General features: G+C 45.2%; 18 protein-coding genes. 10 read left to right on the top strand and 8 right to left on the bottom strand.

The window, feature by feature from the left end; genetic code table 11:
• Positions 1 to 95 precede the first annotated feature (95 nt).
• The 5 genes from thiI to rlmM all read left to right on the top strand — a co-directional run bounded on the left by thiI (position 96) and on the right by rlmM (position 5055).
• On the top strand, positions 96 to 1544 hold the full coding sequence (gene thiI, locus R7Z10_RS12305) for a tRNA uracil 4-sulfurtransferase ThiI (RefSeq protein WP_005383617.1): 1449 nt from the start codon (positions 96 to 98) through the stop codon (positions 1542 to 1544).
• A 510-nt stretch (positions 1545 to 2054) separates the two neighbouring features.
• Positions 2055 to 2975: a transcriptional regulator GcvA gene (locus tag R7Z10_RS12300; RefSeq protein ID WP_005383616.1), complete on the top strand. Its 921-nt coding sequence runs from the start codon at positions 2055 to 2057 to the stop codon at positions 2973 to 2975.
• On the top strand, positions 2956 to 3579 hold the full coding sequence (locus tag R7Z10_RS12295) for an alpha/beta fold hydrolase (protein WP_005383614.1): 624 nt from the start codon (positions 2956 to 2958) through the stop codon (positions 3577 to 3579). Before R7Z10_RS12300 ends, R7Z10_RS12295 begins: the two co-directional genes overlap by 20 nt.
• A complete protein-coding gene (locus R7Z10_RS12290; RefSeq protein ID WP_025768894.1) occupies positions 3569 to 3967 on the top strand; it encodes a DUF423 domain-containing protein in 399 nt (132 codons plus the stop codon). The genes R7Z10_RS12295 and R7Z10_RS12290 overlap by 11 nt, the downstream gene beginning before the upstream one ends.
• Positions 3964 to 5055, top strand: a complete 1092-nt coding sequence (gene rlmM / locus R7Z10_RS12285) for a 23S rRNA (cytidine(2498)-2'-O)-methyltransferase RlmM (protein ID WP_017820611.1) — start codon at positions 3964 to 3966, stop codon at positions 5053 to 5055. Before R7Z10_RS12290 ends, rlmM begins: the two co-directional genes overlap by 4 nt.
• Before the next feature lie 108 nt (positions 5056 to 5163).
• Here the strand turns inward: rlmM and xni are convergent, their stop codons facing one another.
• From xni to queF, 5 genes are all read right to left on the bottom strand, one after another.
• Positions 5164 to 5946, bottom strand: a complete 783-nt coding sequence (xni, locus tag R7Z10_RS12280; protein WP_169628724.1) for a flap endonuclease Xni — start codon at positions 5944 to 5946, stop codon at positions 5164 to 5166.
• 57 nt (positions 5947 to 6003) lie between these two features.
• Positions 6004 to 7380: a nucleotide 5'-monophosphate nucleosidase PpnN gene (gene ppnN / locus R7Z10_RS12275; RefSeq protein WP_005383611.1), complete on the bottom strand. Its 1377-nt coding sequence runs from the start codon at positions 7378 to 7380 to the stop codon at positions 6004 to 6006.
• Positions 7381 to 7671: 291 nt separating this feature from the next.
• Positions 7672 to 9237: a diguanylate cyclase gene (locus tag R7Z10_RS12270; protein ID WP_318104961.1), complete on the bottom strand. Its 1566-nt coding sequence runs from the start codon at positions 9235 to 9237 to the stop codon at positions 7672 to 7674.
• 98 nt (positions 9238 to 9335) lie between these two features.
• On the bottom strand, positions 9336 to 11618 hold the full coding sequence (locus R7Z10_RS12265) for a hypothetical protein (RefSeq protein WP_017635678.1): 2283 nt from the start codon (positions 11616 to 11618) through the stop codon (positions 9336 to 9338).
• A 164-nt stretch (positions 11619 to 11782) separates the two neighbouring features.
• The gene (queF, locus tag R7Z10_RS12260; RefSeq protein ID WP_017821755.1) at positions 11783 to 12628 is read right to left on the bottom strand and encodes an NADPH-dependent 7-cyano-7-deazaguanine reductase QueF; all 846 of its coding nucleotides are present in this window, start codon (positions 12626 to 12628) and stop codon (positions 11783 to 11785) included.
• A 108-nt stretch (positions 12629 to 12736) separates the two neighbouring features.
• On the opposite strand from queF, the gene syd reads away from it, so the two are divergent.
• Complete coding sequence (gene syd / locus R7Z10_RS12255; protein WP_005381970.1) at positions 12737 to 13282, top strand: SecY-interacting protein; 546 nt, start codon at positions 12737 to 12739, stop codon at positions 13280 to 13282.
• Between the two features lie 2 nt (positions 13283 to 13284).
• Positions 13285 to 14061 carry a Zn-ribbon-containing protein gene (locus R7Z10_RS12250; protein WP_005383605.1) on the top strand — a complete coding sequence of 259 codons (777 nt, stop codon included), beginning with the start codon at positions 13285 to 13287 and terminating at the stop codon, positions 14059 to 14061.
• A gap of 126 nt (positions 14062 to 14187) precedes the next feature.
• Here R7Z10_RS12250 and R7Z10_RS12245 read toward each other — a convergent pair whose 3' ends face one another.
• The 3 genes from R7Z10_RS12245 to metN are packed head-to-tail and all read right to left on the bottom strand — an operon-like array spanning position 14188 to position 16731.
• Positions 14188 to 14997: a MetQ/NlpA family lipoprotein gene (locus R7Z10_RS12245; RefSeq protein ID WP_005381966.1), complete on the bottom strand. Its 810-nt coding sequence runs from the start codon at positions 14995 to 14997 to the stop codon at positions 14188 to 14190.
• Positions 14998 to 15029: 32 nt separating this feature from the next.
• Positions 15030 to 15707: a methionine ABC transporter permease gene (locus R7Z10_RS12240; RefSeq protein ID WP_005383604.1), complete on the bottom strand. Its 678-nt coding sequence runs from the start codon at positions 15705 to 15707 to the stop codon at positions 15030 to 15032.
• Positions 15697 to 16731 (bottom strand): methionine ABC transporter ATP-binding protein MetN, encoded by a 1035-nt coding sequence (metN, locus tag R7Z10_RS12235; protein WP_005381962.1) that lies wholly within the window; start codon positions 16729 to 16731, stop codon positions 15697 to 15699. Before metN ends, R7Z10_RS12240 begins: the two co-directional genes overlap by 11 nt.
• Positions 16732 to 17072: 341 nt before the next feature.
• Between metN and gmhB the strand changes: the two genes are divergently transcribed.
• The 3 genes from gmhB to treB all read left to right on the top strand — a co-directional run bounded on the left by gmhB (position 17073) and on the right by treB (position 20247).
• The gene (gene gmhB, locus R7Z10_RS12230; protein ID WP_005381961.1) at positions 17073 to 17624 is read left to right on the top strand and encodes a D-glycero-beta-D-manno-heptose 1,7-bisphosphate 7-phosphatase; all 552 of its coding nucleotides are present in this window, start codon (positions 17073 to 17075) and stop codon (positions 17622 to 17624) included.
• A 74-nt stretch (positions 17625 to 17698) separates the two neighbouring features.
• Entirely contained in the window at positions 17699 to 18646 is a 948-nt protein-coding gene (treR, locus tag R7Z10_RS12225) for a trehalose operon repressor TreR (protein ID WP_085569903.1), read from the top strand.
• Between the two features lie 176 nt (positions 18647 to 18822).
• A complete protein-coding gene (gene treB / locus R7Z10_RS12220) occupies positions 18823 to 20247 on the top strand; it encodes a PTS trehalose transporter subunit IIBC (protein ID WP_005381959.1) in 1425 nt (474 codons plus the stop codon).
• The last annotated feature ends 9 nt before the right edge of the window (positions 20248 to 20256 follow it).

Here is a 20256-nt window from a genome sequence, read left to right as displayed (position 1 = left end):
ACTTTTTGTGACTGAAACGCGGTTTTACTGCGTATGAAGTATTGAAGTTGAGTGTCACTCTTTGTTGATTGCGAAACTAACCTGCGAATTAGACTATGAAATTTATTGTAAAGCCCCATCCAGAAATTTTTGTAAAAAGTGAATCTGTGCGTAAGCGCTTCACAAAGATTTTAGAGTGCAACATTCGTAACATCATTAAGAGCCGCACGGAGTCTGTCGCGGTATTTAACCGTCGTGATCACATTGAAGTGACCTCTGAGAGTAACGAATTCCACGCTGAAGTTCTTGAGGTTTTGACTCATACACCAGGCATTCACCACGTACTGGAAGTGAAGCAAACTGAATTTAAAGACTTGCACGATATCTTCGAGCAAGTGCTAGAACTCAACCGTGCTGCACTCGAAAATAAAACCTTTGTTGTACGTGCGAAGCGTCGTGGCAAGCATGACTTTACCTCTATTGAACTAGAGCGTTATGTAGGCGGTGGTTTAAATCAAGCGATTGAAAGCGCTAGTGTTAAGCTACGAAACCCAGACGTGACGATCAAGGTAGAAGTCTCGAACGACAAGCTAAACCAAGTATTGTCTCGTCATAAAGGCCTAGGTGGTTTCCCTCTGGGTACGCAAGAAGACGTGTTAAGCCTGATCTCGGGTGGTTTCGATTCTGGTGTTTCAAGCTATCTTCATATCAAGCGTGGTTCAAAAGTACATTACTGCTTCTTTAACTTAGGTGGTCCAGCACACGAAATCGGCGTTAAGCAGGTTTCTCACTACCTATGGAACAAATACGGTTCTTCAGCAAAAGTACGTTTTATCTCAGTTGATTTCGAGCCTGTGGTTGCGGAAATCCTAGAGAAAGTCGATGACGGCCAAATGGGCGTGATCTTGAAGCGTATGTTTATGCGTGCAGCAGGCATGATCGCTCAGAAGATGAAGATCGAAGCATTGGTAACAGGTGAAGCACTAGGTCAAGTATCGAGCCAAACGCTAACCAATCTACGCCACATCGATAACGTAACTGACACGCTGATTCTGCGTCCACTTATCAACTGGGATAAAGAAGACATCATCAATCTAGCACGTGAAATCGGCACAGAAGATTTCGCCAAGACAATGCCAGAATACTGTGGTGTTATCTCTAAGAAGCCAACCGTGAAAGCGGTGAAAGGCAAGCTAGAAGCTGAAGAAGAGAAATTCGACTTTAGTATCCTTGAGCAAGTGGTTCAAGAAGCTCGCATGATGGACATTCGTGATATCGCGAAAGAGTCTGAGCAAGCCGCACCAGAAGTAGAGCAAGTTCAAGCGGTAGAAGAGCACGCGGTTGTGCTAGATATTCGTAGTCCTGAAGAGGAAGACGATAACCCACTTGAAATCGAAGGTGTGGATGTGAAACATATCCCTTTCTACAAGCTGGGTACACAGTTTGGTGACTTAGACCAGTCTAAGACATACTTACTTTACTGTGACCGCGGTGTGATGAGCCGTCTGCAAGCGCTTTACTTGCAAGAGCAAGGCTTCAGCAACGTAAAAGTTTACCGTCCATAGCTGACTGATAAAATACGTTAAAAGGCGCAAATTGAGACATCAATTTGCGCCTTTTTTGTTTTTGATCGCGTTACAGACAACCATTACTTAGCATAATGTTGAGGCTTATCGCAAAGCCATACACTTTGTGTTGATATAACGATAATTAATCCGAAAGAAGAGTAATAAAGTGATATTGCTGCCAGATATGCGGATGAGATTTTTGATAGATAAAAAAACACCGCCTAATTTAGGCGGTGTAACAAATTTGACAGACAGGTCAAAAATAAATACAGGAAGTATATGTTTTGTCACAGGGAGTGTGGACAAAACATTATGGTAGAAATCTACCTAACTCGAAATACGAGTTTGCAAACACAACATCGCAACAACGAAGCCAATTGATTTCCAAAGAAATCAAGCCGTTCAGGCCCGTGTTGCGGGGTGAAATATAGAATTTATCTGGCTGTTCGACAACGGACATTTTATAATGTTTCAGATTAAAAAAACTAATCCTATTAGAGGTCCCATATGTCTCGCAGATTGCCTCCATTAAATTCGCTTCGAGTCTTCGAAGCGGCTGCTCGTCATCTCAGTTTTACACGAGCAGCAGAAGAGTTATTTGTTACTCAAGCCGCGGTCAGTCACCAGATTAAAGCGCTTGAAGAGTTCTTATCATTGAAGCTCTTCCGTCGACGTAATCGTTCTTTGTTGTTAACAGAAGAAGGCCAAAGTTACTTTCTCGATATCAAAGATATTTTCACCTCGATTGCGGAAGCGACAGATAAGGTGTTGGAACGTAGCGAAAAAGGGGCATTGACGATTAGCCTACCGCCGAGTTTTGCTATCCAATGGCTTGTACCTCGTTTGGCCGATTTTAATGCTCAAGAGCCCGATATCGATGTACGTATTAAAGCCGTAGATATGGATGAAGGCTCACTGACTGATGATGTTGATGTGGCGATCTACTATGGCCGTGGGAACTGGCCAGGTTTGCGAGCAGATAAATTGTACCAAGAGTTTTTGATCCCACTTTGTTCACCTTCATTACTTTTGGGTAACAAACCATTAGAATCTTTAAGTGACCTCAAATTACATACTTTGTTACACGATACTTCGCGTAAAGACTGGAAGCAGTTTGCTCGTCATTACAACATTGAAGGCATCAACGTAAACCACGGTCCTATTTTTAGTCACTCAACGATGGTGCTACAGGCTGCTGCGCACGGTCAGGGGGTCGCGCTCGGTAACAACGTACTCGCCAAACCTGAAATGGAAGCCGGACGACTCATTGCACCATTCGACGAGGTGTTGATATCTAAGAATGCATTCTATGTGGTGTGTCATGAACAGCAGGCAGATATGGGCCGAATCGCAACGTTTAGAGACTGGATGTTAGCAACCGCGAGAAAAGAACAAGAGGAAGTATTGGATGAATCACTGGATAGCTGAGGGGCCTGAAAACGGACCGCTGTTTATTTTTGCTCACGGCGCAGGTGCGGGGATGGAGCATGACTTCATGACAGCTGTCGCCAAAGGATTAGTGGAGCAAGGTATTCGTGTAGTGCGTTTTAATTTCCCTTACATGGTGAAACGTTCGGAAGATGGCAAAAAGCGTCCGCCCGATCGCGCGCCAAAGTTGCTCGAAGCATACAGCGAAGTGATCGCTCACTTTACTTCTTCTCCCGTGGTTATTGGTGGTAAGTCAATGGGCGGTCGTATGTCGAGCTTGTTGGCTGAAAATGAGCTGGTGGCGGGCATTGCCTGTTTAGGGTTTCCATTTCACCCACCAGGAAAGCCAGAGAAATACAAAGGCGAGCACTTAGCAACCATTGAGAAACCTACGCTGATTCTGCAAGGGGAACGAGACACCTTTGGTAAGCGTGAGGAATTCGATGATTTCGTCCTTTCGTCACAAGTAACGGTGAGCTTTTTACCTGATGGTGACCACAGCTTCAAACCGCGCAAGATCTCAGGTCATACTGAAGTGGGTAACATTGCACTCGCGATAGAGCAGTTAGCGGCGTTTATAAAAGAGGTGTACAGTGAAAAGTAAGTGGTTACTCTCATTCTCTGGATTGTCTGGGCTGATTTCGGTCGCTCTTGGAGCATTTGCTGCTCATGGGCTAAAAGCGACACTGGCCCCTTATTTGCTCGGTGTATTTGAGACCGGAGTTCTGTATCAATTTATTCACACGTTGGCGATTGTGTTTTGTGCCATTCTGCTTCTGCTCAATTTGGGACAAAAAGCACAAAAATATTTTTTCATTGCGGCGATTTGCTTTATTATCGGCATCTTTTGTTTTAGCGGCAGTCTTTACGCGCTGGCGCTGACGGGCATTAAGTGGTTTGGGCCAATTACTCCTGTGGGAGGATTACTGTTCATGATTGGTTGGTGTCTGTTCTTTTTTGCTGCGTTCAATATCAAAGAGGTCTCCAAGTGAAACAACTAATGCTCTATTGCCGTTCTGGCTTTGAGAAAGAGTGTGCTGGTGAAATTCAGGACAAAGCGACACAGTTGGAAGTGTATGGCTTCCCTCGTGTGAAGAGAAACTCAGGTTATGTTGTCTTCGAGTGCTACCAAGATGGAGATGCCGACAAACTTGCGAGAGGTTTAGACTTTAAGTCTTTAATTTTTGCTCGACAAATGTTTGCGGTAGCAGCTGAGTTTCAATCGTTGCCAAGTGATGACCGAATTAGTCCAATTCTGAATGAACTAGCAGACATCGAAGCATTCCCTCGTTGTGGTGATTTGAGAATTGAAACGCCAGATACAAATGAAGCGAAAGAGCTACTGAAATTCTGCCGTAAGTTTACCGTCCCAATGCGTCAAGCGTTGCGCGGCAAAGGCTTAATGCTGAACAAAGATAACGCGAAAAAACCAGTACTGCACATTTGCTTTGTTGAGCCTGGCCACTGTTACGTTGGTTACTCTTACACTGACAACAACTCACAGTTCTTCATGGGTATCCCTCGCCTTAAATTCCCAGCAGACGCCCCAAGTCGTTCAACACTTAAACTGGAAGAAGCATTTCATGTCTTTATTCCACGTGAAGAGTGGGATGAGCGTTTGGCACCAGGTATGTGGGGTGTGGATTTAGGTGCATGTCCAGGCGGTTGGACGTACCAATTAGTGAAGCGCTCAATGTTCGTTCACTGCGTTGATAACGGCATGATGGCAGACAGTTTGATGGAAACTGGCCAGATCAAGCACCATATGGTGGATGGTTTTAAGTTCGAACCAGACCGCAAGAACGTAACATGGATTGTTTGTGACATGGTGGAAAAGCCAGCTCGTGTTGCTCACCTGATGGGACAGTGGCTGTTAAAAGGTTGGGCAAAAGAGGCCATCTTTAACCTTAAGCTGCCAATGAAAGGGCGTTATGACGAAGTGCTGCAAGACCTTGAAAATCTGAAGCAGTTCCTCATTGATAATAAGGTAAAGTTCAAGCTACAAGCTAAACATTTGTATCATGATCGTGAAGAAATCACGATTCATATCCAATGTCTGTCGAATATTTCACCTTACTAACTTTATTCCCCGAGTCTTTTGGGAATAGTGATTAGAATAGAAAAAGCGCCTTCAAATGGCGCTTTTTTAATATCTGAGGGTTTCATGGTGTGAAACTACCATCGGACACTACTCCGCTTTGTTTGGCCCTAAAAAGCGAATATCTTGCAAGTTAAAGCCTAGTTCGATGTCGCACTTTAAAGCGGCGACGCGTTTACATAAACGAGCAGACTCAATGTGCTCATCCAATTTTATACGGTATTTCGGTACGAGATCTTCACTAGCGTAGGCAGCTTCAATACTCTCAAACTGAGTGAGAATCTCTTTCGCTGTTTTCGGGCCAATTCCAGGTACGCCCGGAACCTGGCTAGAGCTTATCCCTGTTAATCCCCAGTAATCCGCTAGTTGATTTGGTTTTACGCCGAACTCTTTTTCGATAAATGGTTCATCTAACCAACGATGTTGGAAATAATCACGGATTTGTAGGGTAGGGGAAAGTAGCTGGCAGTAACCTTTGTCTGTGGAAACGATGGTGACTTTTTCACCATGGCTGGCCACTTTCGTTGCGAGTGTAGCAACCAAATCATCTGCTTCATCGCCTTCAGAAAGCAATGAATCAATACCTTGCTCCCACCACGCTTGTTGAATCGCATCTAACCCTTGCAGTAGTGGCTGAGGCATTGGTTTTCGGTTTTGCTTATAGTCAGGGAGAATTTCAGCGCGCCAACCTCTGTCTTGTTCGTGGTGATCAAAAACCGCGATGATGTGTGTCGGGTTGGCCTCTGACAGAATGCGAGTGAGGGTTCTTTGCGTTGTGGTTATGGTTCTTGCTATGTCGGTTGGATCTGGTTGTGCTGAGTGCACTCGGCGGATCAGGTTTAGGGCATCAATGATAACAAGATGAATAGACATAGTGACTTAGCAATAAAAAGGGGCGTAATGCCCCTAGTGTAACGAATGCTAGCCTGACTATCGACCACCAATTTCCGGGTGAGCGATTCGATAACACGGTTCGTAGTCTGAACCGCCAGGTAATTTCATTCGGTGCTGTTCGACAAAGTCTTTTAGCAACTTATCGAGTTTTTTCATGAGGACTGCGTCGCCATGAATGGTGAAAGGCCCTCTACGTTCTATTTCTCGAATGCCTTCAGCCTTTACGTTACCTGCCACTATGCCAGAGAAGGCTTGACGCAAGTTGGCCGCTAAAACTTGCGGTTCTTGATCTAGGCTTAAATCCAATTGTTCCATCGACTCATGAGTAGGCTCGAATGGCAGTTGGAAGTTTGGCTCAATTTTCAATGACCAGTTAAAGCTGTACGCATCGCCTTTCTCTTTTCGGTGAAGGCGTACCGAGTCCATGGAGCGTTTCATAATACGAGCGACTTCTGCCGGGTCGTCAATGATGATCTCGTAGTGCTTTTGCCCTTCCTCACCAAGTGTGTCGCGAATGAACTCATCAATAGAGCGGAAGTACTCTTCACTCTCTTTTGGTCCTGTTAATACGATAGGCATTGGTTGATCGGCGTTATCCGGGTGCATCATGATGCCAAGAATGTACAGTAGCTCTTCCGCTGTGCCCGGGCCTCCTGGGAAAATAACGATACCATGAGCCATACGGACGAAAGCTTCCAAGCGCTTTTCGATGTCGGGCATGATGACCAGTTCATTTACTATTGGGTTTGGTGGCTCGGCCGCAATAATCGAGGGTTCGGTTAAACCAAGATAACGTTGCTGAGTATAACGTTGCTTTGCGTGCCCAATTGCTGCACCTTTCATCGGCCCTTCCATTGCGCCAGGGCCGCAACCTGTACAGATGTTAAGTTCACGCAGGCCCAGTTCGTTACCCACTTCACGTGTGTACTGATACTCCACTCCATTGATAGAGTGACCACCCCAACATACGACAAGATTCGGTGCGATACCTGGAGTTAATGCTCTGGCATTACGAAGAATGCCGAACACGAGGTTCGTAATGTGAATTGGGTTAGTAAGGTTGAGCCGTTGGGCGTCTGCCAAATGCATGTTTACGTAAACGATATCACGCAATACGGAGAACAGATGCTCTTGGATACCTTTAATTATTTCGCCGTCAACAAAAGCGTGCTCTGGCGGATTAGTCAGCTCAAGCTTAATACCACGCTCACGACGCACGACGTTGACATCAAACGATTGGTATTTATCGAGCAGTTCTTTCGAGTTATCGGTATGGCTACCGGAGTTCAACACCGCTAATGTGCAATTACGGTACAGCTGATAAAGTTCACTCGAGGCTGTGTTCTTTAAGCGCTCTACTTCTAGTTGAGATAGCAAGTCCATGCTACCAGCGGGGCTTATATGGGTAATCATAACGCCTCCTTGTGTTGCATTAATTTGAGGGAAAGTACCAACTTACCTTTTTGGTGTTATACGTATGGTTTGATGAAAGGTAGTTGGCCGATTTGGTTTTATGGTTATCAACTCCCAAGCAACCTCAAGATGATACATTTGCCTTTTATAAATACATCATCTTGAAGTGACTTGGGTTTTTACAGCTTAGCAGACTAAAAGGGAAGAAATGTGATAACTCGTTGAAAATGGGTGGTTATAAAGCGCAGATTGCACCAAACTTGGTTTGTTTGCTCGCTTTTTGTACGAATCTTAGCTCCAGTTAAGCTGGTTTGTTCCACGTTTTTTAGCGTCCGCAAGCATCTTGCCAAGACGATCGAGCACATACTCTGGCGTATCGGACTCTTTGAAAGACGTCGATACAGCAGCTAAGGTAATCATGATATTTTGCTCACGGAACTTAAAGGGTAATTGGCTAATATCACGCTGGATATGCTTAATCAGATCCAGTGTGTATTCTTCAGATTGTTCCGGGACGAGTAGAATGAACTCCTCGCCACCAAAGCGAGCCACTGTTTCCGTTTCTGATACGCGCTTGTTAATAGTACGAGCGATAATCTTCAGCGCTTTATCGCCAGCCGTATAACCATAGCTATCATTCACCGCTTTGAAATTGTCTACATCAAACAGCACAACACGAAGGTTTTGCTGAGAGCGAATCCAACGGCGATACTCTAGCTCTAGTCGATCGTTAAATGCAGTGCGGTTATAAACTTTAGTCAGCGGGTCGAGCAACATACGCTGAGCTTGGTCATCTAAGCGTCGACGATAATCTTGCGTAGTTTCAAATACCTCTTCGAGTTGGTTCTTACTGTAACTTAACCGTTCTTGCAGCGCTTGCTCTCGCTCTTCCGTCATTTTCAGTCGCTCTGTCAGCGACGCCATTTTTTCGAGAAGAGGCGTGATTTCTTTTTTCACAACCGCGATATCTTGAGCTTGATTAAGTGACTTTTGGCTTAATTCAACCAAGCTGTTCATTTCTGTGTTGAGCTCTTGGCGGTGTTCAAAGTAGGTATGATGCTGGTCGACGTTCTGATGAACGGTTTTTAGGTTACTTGCGAGAGAAGTGTTCAGCTGATCAAGGAATTGGCTAGACGCCTCGCGCTCGAACTTTGTTGCTTCGACAACCAATTTCAGCGTTGAGAGCGTAAGCTCAATGAGAGACTCGGCACTCACGCCAAGGAGCAACTTAGCGCGAATATCCAGCAATCTATCGCCTGATTCTCCCTCGAAATCCAGCTCTGTAATAGTATGTTGGAGGTCGCTGGCTAAGCACTCAAGCTGAGATCTGTCGGGATTGTTTTCAAATTCACTAAGATGTAGACGTGAATTAGACGTGATGATTTTCAGAGCGCGTTCGTAAATACTCAGTAGCTTAGTGGCTTGATCAGCTTTATTGCTGGCGTGAACTTCAGAGAAACTCATCAGGTTCCGTAGTTCACGTTTTAACTGCGCAGGTAAGCCCGTGACACGTTGCAGTGTTTCACCACTGTGCTTGATTTGTTCGTTAAGGTAACCGTTCTGTTTATCCATCGTCTTCGACTGCTGTTTGAGCATCCTCTCTAATACCGCTAAACGCGGGATAAGAGTGCTGATATCTTTTTGATGTTGCAGCTCTTGTTGGATTTCAAATAGGTAGTTGGATACCTGAGTATTCGAACCCTGGCAAGCTGAAGACAATGATGCCACAACGCGTTTAAGAACTTGTTGTTCACGTTTGAATTTGAGTGAAGTATCACGATGAGTCAGTCTGAGTTGGTCAAGTTGACAACTCAGCTGATGCAGCTGCGACTGAATATCGGATTCCAAGATTCCCATGAAGTGACTACGGTTAAGTCCATGTACTACTGACAATTATCTGATAATAACAAAAAACTTTATAGCGTCATTAGTTATTACGTTCAACAGGCGTTTAATTATCCATTTTTTAATATTTTCTTGATGTCGTCCTCATTCTTGTAGGACGAATGGATCTTGATCAGGCCTTGGCTAATGGCATGTTGACAAGCAGTTCTTATGTTACCTGTTGCAAAGCTAGCAGCAGGCGCATTATCGATGGCTTTTAAGAACACCCAGTGGCTTTGCTTATCCTTCAAGCTGACTTCTCGTGCGATGTGAGTAGCAAGCAATAACAGATCGAGTAATTCCTCATCGTTAATTGCAGTGTAGGCTCGGGGTAAGAACGGATAATCGCTGATGCCCATACGAATAATACGATTGACGTTGTGCTGCTGTGCGAACTCATCCACCCAAGTCTGGAATTTTTCGAACATGACTTCGGCAGAAGCATCACGGTCAGCGTTCGGTTCTATGTAGAGTAAGTTCGCATCTGAGAAATGATAAAGACGCGACGGTTTTTCTATTTTTTCCGCAAGGAAGTCGCCAAATGCACGTTCTAGTTCTAGACCTGCCTTATAGCCGTTATGGACGTACATGCTTCGTAAGAATGGCAAATCGATCATAACAAAGCGTAGGCGATCATTAAGTGGTTCGTGGATCAATTCACCCATTTGCCATTGCTCGAAAGTTTCGCTCGACTTTTTCAATGAGCGAGACAGCTTAACGTTCAGCATACGCAAGTTACGTAAACGAGAGCGAGAGTGGGTGAAGAGGTCGTTACGCAGTTTTTCGATTTCACTTGCTTGGCGCTGCATAATAACACCGCGGCGCATAATGAACAAAAACATGACCAATACAGTAATAAACAATGCAAATGAGATTTTTTGGAATTTACGATGCTCTCTTTCCACTTGCTCTAAGCGTTCTGATTGACCGATGTAATGGATGGTTTGTTCGGCAAATTCTTTTTGCTGACGGAACGCATCTTCACTGATTTGGTTAAGCTGCTTTTGTTCTAGACGAACGAGGTTGGTGTATTTTTTATAAGCTTGCAGAGAAAGTTTGTATTCGCCTGCCTGCTCGTAACCTAACCCAAGTAAACGGTATGATTGCTGCTTAATGAAGTTGTTATTTTCAGGTGACTTTTCAGCAAGCGCTAACGCCAGCTTTGCATTAGTAATGACGTCTTTACTGTCATTTTGATGATAAGCCAGACCTGACTGAAGCAGGGCAGCCTTTGCTTCAAGCTTAGGAATATTAGTGTATTCTAAAAGCTCTTTAGAGCGGTCTAAGTACTGCTCTGCTAGCGCGTAGTTATAGAGTTGTAGGTAGGTAGCCGCCAAGCTTAAGCGAATTTTAATGATTCTATTGATGTTCTTACTGGTACTTTCATGGTCAAGTACGTTGAAGTAATGCACTAATGCAAGGTTAAACTTACCCTGATAAAAGTAGATGTCGCCCATTTGCTCTAGGACGTCCGCTAGGATCGGAGAGCTAGGGTAAGAGTCATAAAAATCTGCGGCTTGAGATAAGTATTCGATCGCTTTGTCGTACACTCGTCGCTCCTGGAAGAGCCTAGCCAAAAGGCGATTCACTTTTGCTAATCTTGCACCACTGTTACTTTCAATAGATTGCCAATAACCGTATAGCAGTTCTGACAAAGCCAAATTGTATTTCTTGCTATTGAGGTAAAACTCGCCGACGGCTGTGTAGTAGTCGATCAAGGCTAACTCAGAGCGGCTATCGTCAAGCATGGTCTTTGCTTCAGAGTACAAGTTTTCCGCTTTAATGATATCGCCACTATGTGAAGCGAGGAGTGCTCTTTGCATCACTAGTCGGTAGCGAACACTGTCGGTGCGTTGTAATACGGCATCGGCTTCATCGAGCTGTTGTTCAATTTGGTTAAGCGTATCTTCCGCTTTTGAGTAGTTTTCGTCGTACATCCAAATCATTTGGTTGCGCATCAGCTGGAGATCTAAGTCCATGTACGGCAATTGATATTCTTGCGCTAAGCGTTCCGCTTTATTTAGGTGCTCGATAGCCGAACGAACATTACCCATGGCGTAATCTGCCTGAGCGATAATCTTGTGCGCTTCGATGGTGCTGCTTGGTGTGCGAACGCTACGATCTGTTTCGTCGCGAGACATGGCTGAAGGGCTGTCACTTTCTTTGCGTTCTGTTAGTTCACGCTGTGACAAATAGTTGGTTGCCGCTTGTTTTGCTTGTGATGGCTCTATTTCCGCCAATTGTTGTGCTTCGTTGAGTAACGCGGACGATAAAATGGTTGCATGAAGTGGCTGTACAAACAGCAAGCAAAGAAAGCCAATCAATTTGAATAGACGCGAACTGTCCCAAAACATCCTTTCGTTCCCTCGAACTGTTTTTAGATATGGCGATAACGGCGAAAAGCCTCAGTTAGCCGTTTAAATGCGGGTTGAAGCCATTTGATATAGTAACATGCTTGGACAATAAAAACGTCCGGCAACCCTTTAGATTGCCGAACTTATTTCTGTTGCCTATGCGTTTACTGACGAGCCATACGGTGATTGTGAGCTGGCTTATCTTGTTCCGTTGAGCGGTAAGGGTTGATATCCAAGCCTCCACGGCGCGTATAGCGGGCAAATACGGTCAGTTTGCTTGGTTGGCAGTATTTCATTAGATCCGTAAAAATACGCTCTACACACTGCTCGTGGAACTCATTGTGCTCGCGGAAAGACACTAAGTAACGTAACAGCTTCTCACGATCTATTTTTGCGCCTTGGTAGCGAATTTCTACACTGCCCCAGTCGGGTTGGTTAGTGATCAAACAGTTTGATTTCAATAGGTGGCTATGTAGCACCTCTTCAACTTGTGCTTCACCTGCCGCACCTCCAAGCAAATCGGCATCAAAATCGTAACTGGTGATGTCAATGTCTTGGTCATCTATACATTCACCGTCCATTGTTACGATAGGTTGATTGGTATAGTGGGTCACTGGATTCACCTCAACCAGCACCTTTTCACCTGCGCATTCAGACAGGTCTTGTGTTAAACGCTCAGTCACTTCTTCCCAGCTTGCAAAGCGGGTTTGGTTATAGCTGTTTAAGTACAGTTTGAAAGACTTCGATTCAATCAAGTTTGCGCTGGTGGCTGGAATGTATACTTCGCCAACGGCCACTTGTGGTAAACCTTTACTATTTAACCAAGACAGTTCATACAGCGTCCAAATGTCGTGCCCCATGAAAGGCAGAGTATCGCCTAACTGAAGGTCATCTCGGTTCAGGCTGCGAGGGACTGGTTGCAGCAAGCTTGGGTCATACTGGTTCGCATACTCGGTCGTTTTACCTAGTGTTAGGCCAGCAAGCTCTTTAGCGTCAGAATATTTGCTCATACTTTGTGGTCGTTTTCGATTAGAATGGCGAGAATTTTACTGAATCCGCTGGTCAATTGCCATCCGGCAAGTACGGCTATCTGATAAATAAGGAATGAGGAGATCTTCATGACCCAAAACGTTACTCAGGCGCTACAAGAGTTCAGCCTGCGCTACCAACAAGCTTGGCAAGCTAAGCACAATGAGTTGCCAAGCAGTGAAGAGCTTGCAGAGCTTGTTTCTCCTTGTGTCGAAGAGAAGCGTGATGGAAAGGTGCTTTGGAAAGCGGTCGCACGTGATGAAATGGCCGATTTCACCAATGTGGAAAATGCGATTGAGTTGTCACTGCAAGATGATGTTAAAGCCTTTTATGGTTCTCAATACTGCGCCGATATGGAGGCAACTTGGCAAGGTAATTCGTTGACGCTGCTGCAAGTGTGGAGCGATGACGATTTCGTGCGCCTACAAGAAAATATTCTTGGTCATTTGGTGACGCAGCGCCGCTTGAAACTTAAACCAACGGTATTTATCGCAGCGACAGATGAGGAAATGGATGTGATTTCTATTTGTAACCTAACTGGCAATGTGATTCTAGAGCGTTTGGGCACCTCTAAACGTGATGTATTGGCAGATTCATTGGTTGAGTTCTTGAATAAGTTAGAGGCTGCCGTCTAAGTATGTATGTTGTTGAGTTGCAGTTTGAGTGTTTTGATAACACCACCGTCAGCGCGGTAGACAAAGCCATTAATGGCTTGATGGATGCTCTGCGTTACAACGGCCAAGTATTAGGTCGTGAATTCCCAATAGTGATGGGAGAAGGTGAATTTTTCGTTCGTGTTGTTTGCCCAGAACAAGACAGCTTGCATCCACGTTATCACTCAGATTTCGTCAAAGTGTGCATGAACCGTTTGTCGGATGCGTCTTTGCTTGCACCGAAAATGCGCATGCTGGGGCGTGATTTGAATTCAGAACAAGCAGCCGAAGAAGAGACACCTAGCTGGCAAGTGTTGTACACGACTTATGTTCATACGTGTTCGCCTTTGCGAAGTGGTGAAACCCTGTTGCCAATTCCTTTGTATCGTAATGAGCCAACACTTAATGGAGACCATAAAGCCGTCATTAAGTGGCAGACTGAGTGGCAAGCGTGTGATGAAATCCAAATGGCAGGGGGTTGCCGAGCGGAACATGCGGCGCTGCACGAAATTTGCGATGTGGATAGTGTGCTGTTTCGCCGAGGTTGGGACTTACGTGGCCGTATCGAATACATCACGAAGATCCCTACGTACTATTACCAGTATCGTGTCGGTGGTCAGTCGCTGGAGAGCGAGAAAGCGCGCAAGTGTCCAAAATGCGATGGCGAGTGGCTACTCGATGAGCCACTACATGACATATTTCATTTTAAGTGTGATGACTGCCGAATCGTGTCGAATATCTCTTGGGACCATCTTAAGTAGCGAATTGAAGCTACTTAAATGGGTAGATAGACAAATAGAAAGGGCTGATGTTTTCACATCAGCCCTTTTGTGTTTAGAACGTTTATGTTTAGAACGTTGTTTTCAGTCATGTTTTGAAAAGTGGGATTACCAACCTTTCACAACACCGCCTTTGAACAGCTCTTTTGCCGCTTCGTAAACTTCTTCCGTTTGGTAAGCTTTTACGAAGTTTTGTACGTTTTGCGCATTAACATTTTCTTCGCGAGCGACAATTAGGTTTACGTATGGTGAGTCTTTATCTTCAACGAACACGCCGTCACGCTCTGGCGATAGGTCGATAGAGCTTGCGTAAGTGGTGTTGATGATAGATAGCGTTACGTCATCCAGTGAACGCGGAAGCTGTGGGGCTTCTAGTTCAATGATTTCGATATTTTTAGGGTTGCCTACGATGTCACGTACTGTAGCGAGTAGACCAACGCCATCACGTAGCGTAATCAAACCTTGTTGCTCAAGAAGCAGTAGTGAGCGACCTAGGTTAGTTGGGTCGTTTGGTACTGCGATGCGTGCGCCATCTTGAATTTCATCAATTGATTTTACTTGCTTTGAGTAACCAGCAATAGGGTAAACGAATGAGTTACCCGCGATAGCCAGTTTGTAGCCGCGGTCTTTCACTTGTTGATCTAGGTATGGTTTGTGTTGGAACGCATTCGCGTCTACTGAACCATCATCCAGAGCGGCGTTTGGTGTTACGTAATCGGTAAATGTTACTAGCTCAACGTCTAGGTTGTATTTCTCTTTTGCTACTTTAGCGGCAACTTCGGCTACTTGTGCTTCAGCACCAGCAATAACGCCAACTTTTACTTTGTTTACGTCTACTTCTTTGTCGCCGCAACCCGCTAGAGCAAGAGCAGAGGCAGCCGTTGCTACAGTCAAAAGACCTTTAAGGCTAAATTTCATCTTTATCTCCTTATAATTTGTATTTTTGATACTTATCTGTGGTCTACACGGCGCACCACTGCGTCACCGATAGACTGAATAATCTGTACTAGAACAATCAACATCACGACAGTCACGGCCATGATAGTTACATCGTAGCGGTGGAAACCGTAACGAATGGCTACGTCGCCTAGGCCGCCGCCGCCTACCGTACCCGCCATAGCTGAGTAGCTAACGAGAGTGACCAAGGTAATCGTTACTGAGTTAACAATAGTCGGCATTGCTTCAGGTAGTAGAACTTTTGTGATGATCTGTGTTGGTGTCGCCCCCATTGACTGCGCTGCTTCCACCAAGCCTGTCGGTACTTCTAATAAAGCACCTTCAATAAGACGAGCGACAAAAGGAATGGCGCCAATAGTCAGTGGGACGATTGCTGCGGTTGTACCGATAAAGGTTCCAACTAGCATTTTTGTCACTGGAATAATCGCAACCATCAGTACGAGGAATGGCACAGAACGACCAATGTTAACGATAGCGCCTAAGCCGCTATTTAGTTTGGTGTTTTCAAGTAGGCCGCCTTTCTTAGTAATATGGAGGATTACGCCTAATGGAATACCCACAGCAAAGCCGACTAATCCGGCAACCGCAACCATGTAAAGCGTTTCCCACGTTGCACCTAAAAGTAGTTTGCTGTTTAAGCTCAGCCATTCAGAAATCGTATTAAAGGACATAACCAAGTACCTCTACTTTTACGTTGTGCTTACGCAGGTATTCAAGAGCTGCGTTGTCATCTTCTTCGTTACCAAATAGCTCTGCGACCATCATGCCGAATTTCACGCCACCAGCGTAATCAAGGTCGGAACTCAAAATACTCACATCAATATTGTATTTACGAGAAATTTGCGACATTAACGGTGCATCGACGGTTGCGCCAGTAAACTCTAAGCGAACCAACGGGTAGCTGCCATCAACACGCTCTGCTTGCAGACGAGCTTGGTAATCTTCAGGAATGGAAAGATCCAGCGTTGAGCGAATGAATTGGTGTGCCAGCTCTGTCTTAGGGTGCGCAAAAATATCGCCAACGGTGCCTTTTTCCACCAGCTCACCACCACCGATGATTGCTACTTCGTGACAGATACTTTTTACGACTTCCATTTCGTGAGTGATAAGTAAAATCGTGATGTTGAGTTTGCGGTTGATCTCTTTCAATAACTCAAGGATAGATTGAGTTGTTGCCGGGTCTAGCGCACTAGTGGCCTCATCACAAAGCAGCACGCTAGGATCGGATGCCAATGCACGAGCAATTGCCACACGCTGTTTTTGGCCGCCACTTAAGTTAGATGGGTAGCTCTCGTGTTTGTCGGCTAAGCCTACAAGCTTTAGCAACTCAGTTACTTTTGTTGTGATTTGCGATTTGTCTTTACCTGCCAGTTCTAGTGGCAGTGCTACATTATCAAACACAGTACGAGACGAAAGCAGGTTAAAGTGCTGGAAGATCATGCCAATGTTACGGCGTGTTTCGACTAGTTGTTTTTTGCTGAGTTTGGTTAGATCCACACCATCAACGATGATGGAACCAGAGGTCGGCGCTTCTAACATGTTTACGCAGCGAATCAGCGTACTTTTACCAGCACCTGATGAACCGATAACACCAAAGATGGTGCCTTTGTCGATGTGTAGGTTAATGTCTTTCAGGGCAAGGATTTCCTTACTGCCTTGGTAGAACACTTTATTGACGTTTTTTATTTCTATCATGTTTCAACCTGCCCAAAGATACGGGGAACTTCGCTGTCAAAAACGGCCTTTGACAGAACTTAATGTTGAGCTTTATCTCAATTTTCAGTTGATGCTATGGGTTAAGCAGAATGAAGTCAATAGATATTTTTACGTCTAGACGTCTAAATGTATGGATGTTCTGTTTCGAAACGGAGATGTATAGATAGAAAGGAGGAGGTAGACGGCAGGGCACCCTCAGATTTACCGATTCTTGCCCAACAAATCAACCGTTTTGTCGAGGCCTAGAATGAATTAGATAGTGTTGAAGTTTATAAGGTATGTAATAATCTGATTAAACCGAGTTAATAGAGAAATACGTTTTGGCAAAACCTGCTGTTTTTATCGATCGTGATGGCGTGATAAACGTTGACCACGGCTACGTTCATGACGAACATGATTTTGAGTACATTGATGGTGTATTTGAAGCGACGAAAGCGCTAAAAGATAAAGGCTACCTTCTAGTGTTAGTGACGAATCAATCGGGCATCGCACGCGGTAAATTCAGTGAAGACCGTTTCTTGTCTCTGACTCAATGGATGGATTGGAACTTTGCTGATAATGGTGTTGAGTTCGATGGTATCTATTACTGTCCACATCATCCAGAACATGGCATTGGCGAGTACAAGCAAGATTGTGAGTGCCGTAAGCCAAAACCAGGTATGTTCATTTCTGCGCGTGACTTCTTGAAGATCGACATGGAGAAATCTGTGATGATCGGCGATAAAGCTGAAGACATGATGGCAGCAGAAGCGGCAGGCGTTGGCACTAAGATTTTGGTTCGCACTGGTAAGCCAGTAACGGAACAGGGCGAAGCCATTGCAACGGTAGTATTGGATAGCATTGCAGATGTGCCTGCGTACTTAAACAAGTAATATTCATTACTGACTGAGATAAGGGAAGCCACTGCTTCCCTTTTGTTTGATTCCTTCTTTTAATCTGAACACTTATGAGCAAAAAACTCACCATTCTTGATATCGCAAAATTGGCAGGCGTGGGCAAATCGACAGTAAGCCGTGTGCTTACTAACGATCCAAAAGTGAAACCCCAAACGCGAGAGAAGGTAGAGCAAATCATTCGTGAATCAGGCTACGTCCCATCAAAGTCGGCGCAGTCGATGCGTGGTGGCAGCCAAAAAGTTATTGGGGTTATCATCTCCCGTTTAGACTCACCATCAGAAAATCGCGCCGTTGGTACCATGCTCAATGCTTTGTATTCCGCTGGTTATGATGCGGTGATCATGGAGAGCCAATTCGATCGCGATAAAACCAATGAGCATTTGGATGTGCTTAGACGTCGCAACGTCGATGGGGTGATCGTGTTTGGTTTTACTGGATGTGATGAGCGAGCATTGGCGGAGTGGGGTAATCGTATCGTCGTGATCGCGATGGACACGCAAATGGTTTCTTCGATCAACTACGACAACCAAGGTGTGATAGACATGGCTTTGTCTCATCTTGAGCAGCAATCTTTATCTCGCATTGCTTATATTGGTGTTGACCCTGAAGACAAAACCACTGGCTTAGCTCGTCTAAATGCTTATAAAGCTTGGTGTCAACGCAAACAAATTACACCTTGTTTCCAGACGGGTAAGTTGAGCCATGAAAGTGCTTATCAGTTGGTAGACAAAGTCCTTCAATCTGACACTCAGGCCATCGTGTGCGCCAGTGACACCATCGCGTTGGGCGTGATTAAGCGTCTTCAAGAGTTAGGCCGTGAAGATGTGGTTGTGACAGGTGTTGGTGGTAATGAATTGCTCTCTTTCCTTTTCCCTAAAGTATTTAGTGTCGACCCCGGTTATACCCTTGCAGGTGAGAAGTCCGCTAACATGCTGATCAATCAATTAAATGGCGATGAGGAAGTGGTTCACTTTACTCAACAGCCTATCGTTTATTGACCCACACTAAAACGATCTGCTCTAAAATTATACTGTGATCACTCTCAATTAATGGGACTGTTCCCATTTTGTTTTTTGCCTCCGGATGGCAATATTAAAATTAAGAAATGGGAATGTTCCCATTTATAAAAACAAAATGATGAATCGAATGTATCCAATACAGGGTGGACAAAGTTATGAGTAAGATTGCGCGTAAAGACGTGGAGCGTCTTATTGAGCTGGTCGGGGGGCCGGACAACATTGCCAGTGTAAGTCACTGTTTAACTCGCTTGCGTTTTGTTCTAAATGATACGGACAAAGCAGATACGAAACAGTTAGAAGCATTACCGATGGTGAAGGGCTGTTTTACCAACGCAGGCCAGTTCCAAGTGGTTATCGGTACTGAAGTGGATGAAGTTTACAAGGTACTGATCGGACTGACGGGTAAAAGTGAAGCCAGCAAAGACGAAGCGAAGAACGCTGCTCGTCAAAACATGAATATCGTTGAGCGTGGTATTTCCCACCTTGCAGAAATCTTTGTACCACTGCTACCAGCGATCATCACCGGTGGTCTGATCCTTGGTTTCCGTAACGTGATTGGCGACATCAAGATGTTTGATGGTCAAACGCTAACGGAAATCAGCCAGTTTTGGGCAACGGTACACTCTTTCTTATGGCTGATTGGTGAGGCGATCTTCTTCTTCCTACCGGTTGGCGTGTGTTGGTCGACAGTGAAAAAGCTCGGCGGTACTCCGATTCTGGGTATCACGCTTGGTGTAACATTGGTTTCGCCACAGTTGATGAACGCCTACCTGATTGGTAAGCAAGTACCCGAAGTGTGGGACTTTGGCTTATTTGCCATCGAGAAAGTGGGCTATCAGGCGCAAGTGATTCCAGCAATGCTTGCTGGTATGGCTCTGGCGTTTATTGAAACCAACTTAAAACGCATCATTCCGTCTTACCTTTACCTAGTGGTCGTGCCGTTTGTCTCAATCATTGTGTCTGTGATTCTTGCGCACTCTATCATTGGTCCATTCGGTCGTATGTTGGGTGACGGCGTGGCATTCGCAGCAAAAGCAGCCATGACGGGTGACTTCGCAATGATTGGCTCAACCATCTTCGGCTTCCTATACGCGCCATTGGTCATTACTGGTATTCACCACACCACCAACGCGGTTGACCTTCAATTAATGCAAGAGCTAGGCGGCACGCCAATTTGGCCTCTGATTGCGCTTTCAAATATTGCTCAAGCGTCTGCGGTCGTCGGCATCATTATCATCAGTAAAAAACACGGCGAGCGTGATATCTCAGTGCCTGCGGCTATCTCTGCTTACCTTGGCGTGACTGAACCGGCGATGTACGGCATCAACTTGAAATACAAGTTCCCAATGTTGAGCGCGATGATCGGTAGTGCGTGTGCTGCTGCTATTTGTGGTAGTGCGGGCGTAATGGCGAACGGTATCGGTGTGGGCGGTTTGCCGGGCATCTTGTCTATCCAACCGCAGTTCTGGGGCATTTTTGCTTTGGCTATGTTAGTCGCAATGCTGGTACCTGCTGCATTAACGTTAATTCTTTATAAGCGTGCACAAGCCAAAGGTGAGCTTGAGCCTGCAAACGCGTAATTCTATTTG

Origin of the sequence: Vibrio sp. Vb1018, from assembly GCF_033338775.1 — a bacterium.
GTDB lineage: Bacteria > Pseudomonadota > Gammaproteobacteria > Enterobacterales > Vibrionaceae > Vibrio > Vibrio alginolyticus.
The sequence above is the reverse complement of the archived record's forward strand: the minus strand, read 5'-3'. Positions and strand labels throughout refer to the sequence as shown.

Coding starts and splice junctions, on each gene's coding strand:
- treR (WP_085569903.1), top strand. CDS start 17,699: ATGAGCAAAAAACTCACCATTCTTGATATCGCAAAATTGGCAGGCGTG.
- R7Z10_RS12270 (WP_318104961.1), bottom strand. CDS start 9,237: ATGGGAATCTTGGAATCCGATATTCAGTCGCAGCTGCATCAGCTGAGT.
- R7Z10_RS12250 (WP_005383605.1), top strand. CDS start 13,285: ATGTATGTTGTTGAGTTGCAGTTTGAGTGTTTTGATAACACCACCGTC.
- treB (WP_005381959.1), top strand. CDS start 18,823: ATGAGTAAGATTGCGCGTAAAGACGTGGAGCGTCTTATTGAGCTGGTC.
- thiI (WP_005383617.1), top strand. CDS start 96: ATGAAATTTATTGTAAAGCCCCATCCAGAAATTTTTGTAAAAAGTGAA.
- ppnN (WP_005383611.1), bottom strand. CDS start 7,380: ATGATTACCCATATAAGCCCCGCTGGTAGCATGGACTTGCTATCTCAA.
- xni (WP_169628724.1), bottom strand. CDS start 5,946: ATGTCTATTCATCTTGTTATCATTGATGCCCTAAACCTGATCCGCCGA.
- R7Z10_RS12295 (WP_005383614.1), top strand. CDS start 2,956: ATGAATCACTGGATAGCTGAGGGGCCTGAAAACGGACCGCTGTTTATT.
- metN (WP_005381962.1), bottom strand. CDS start 16,731: ATGATAGAAATAAAAAACGTCAATAAAGTGTTCTACCAAGGCAGTAAG.
- R7Z10_RS12300 (WP_005383616.1), top strand. CDS start 2,055: ATGTCTCGCAGATTGCCTCCATTAAATTCGCTTCGAGTCTTCGAAGCG.
- queF (WP_017821755.1), bottom strand. CDS start 12,628: ATGAGCAAATATTCTGACGCTAAAGAGCTTGCTGGCCTAACACTAGGT.
- R7Z10_RS12240 (WP_005383604.1), bottom strand. CDS start 15,707: ATGTCCTTTAATACGATTTCTGAATGGCTGAGCTTAAACAGCAAACTA.
- R7Z10_RS12245 (WP_005381966.1), bottom strand. CDS start 14,997: ATGAAATTTAGCCTTAAAGGTCTTTTGACTGTAGCAACGGCTGCCTCT.
- syd (WP_005381970.1), top strand. CDS start 12,737: ATGACCCAAAACGTTACTCAGGCGCTACAAGAGTTCAGCCTGCGCTAC.
- R7Z10_RS12265 (WP_017635678.1), bottom strand. CDS start 11,618: ATGTTTTGGGACAGTTCGCGTCTATTCAAATTGATTGGCTTTCTTTGC.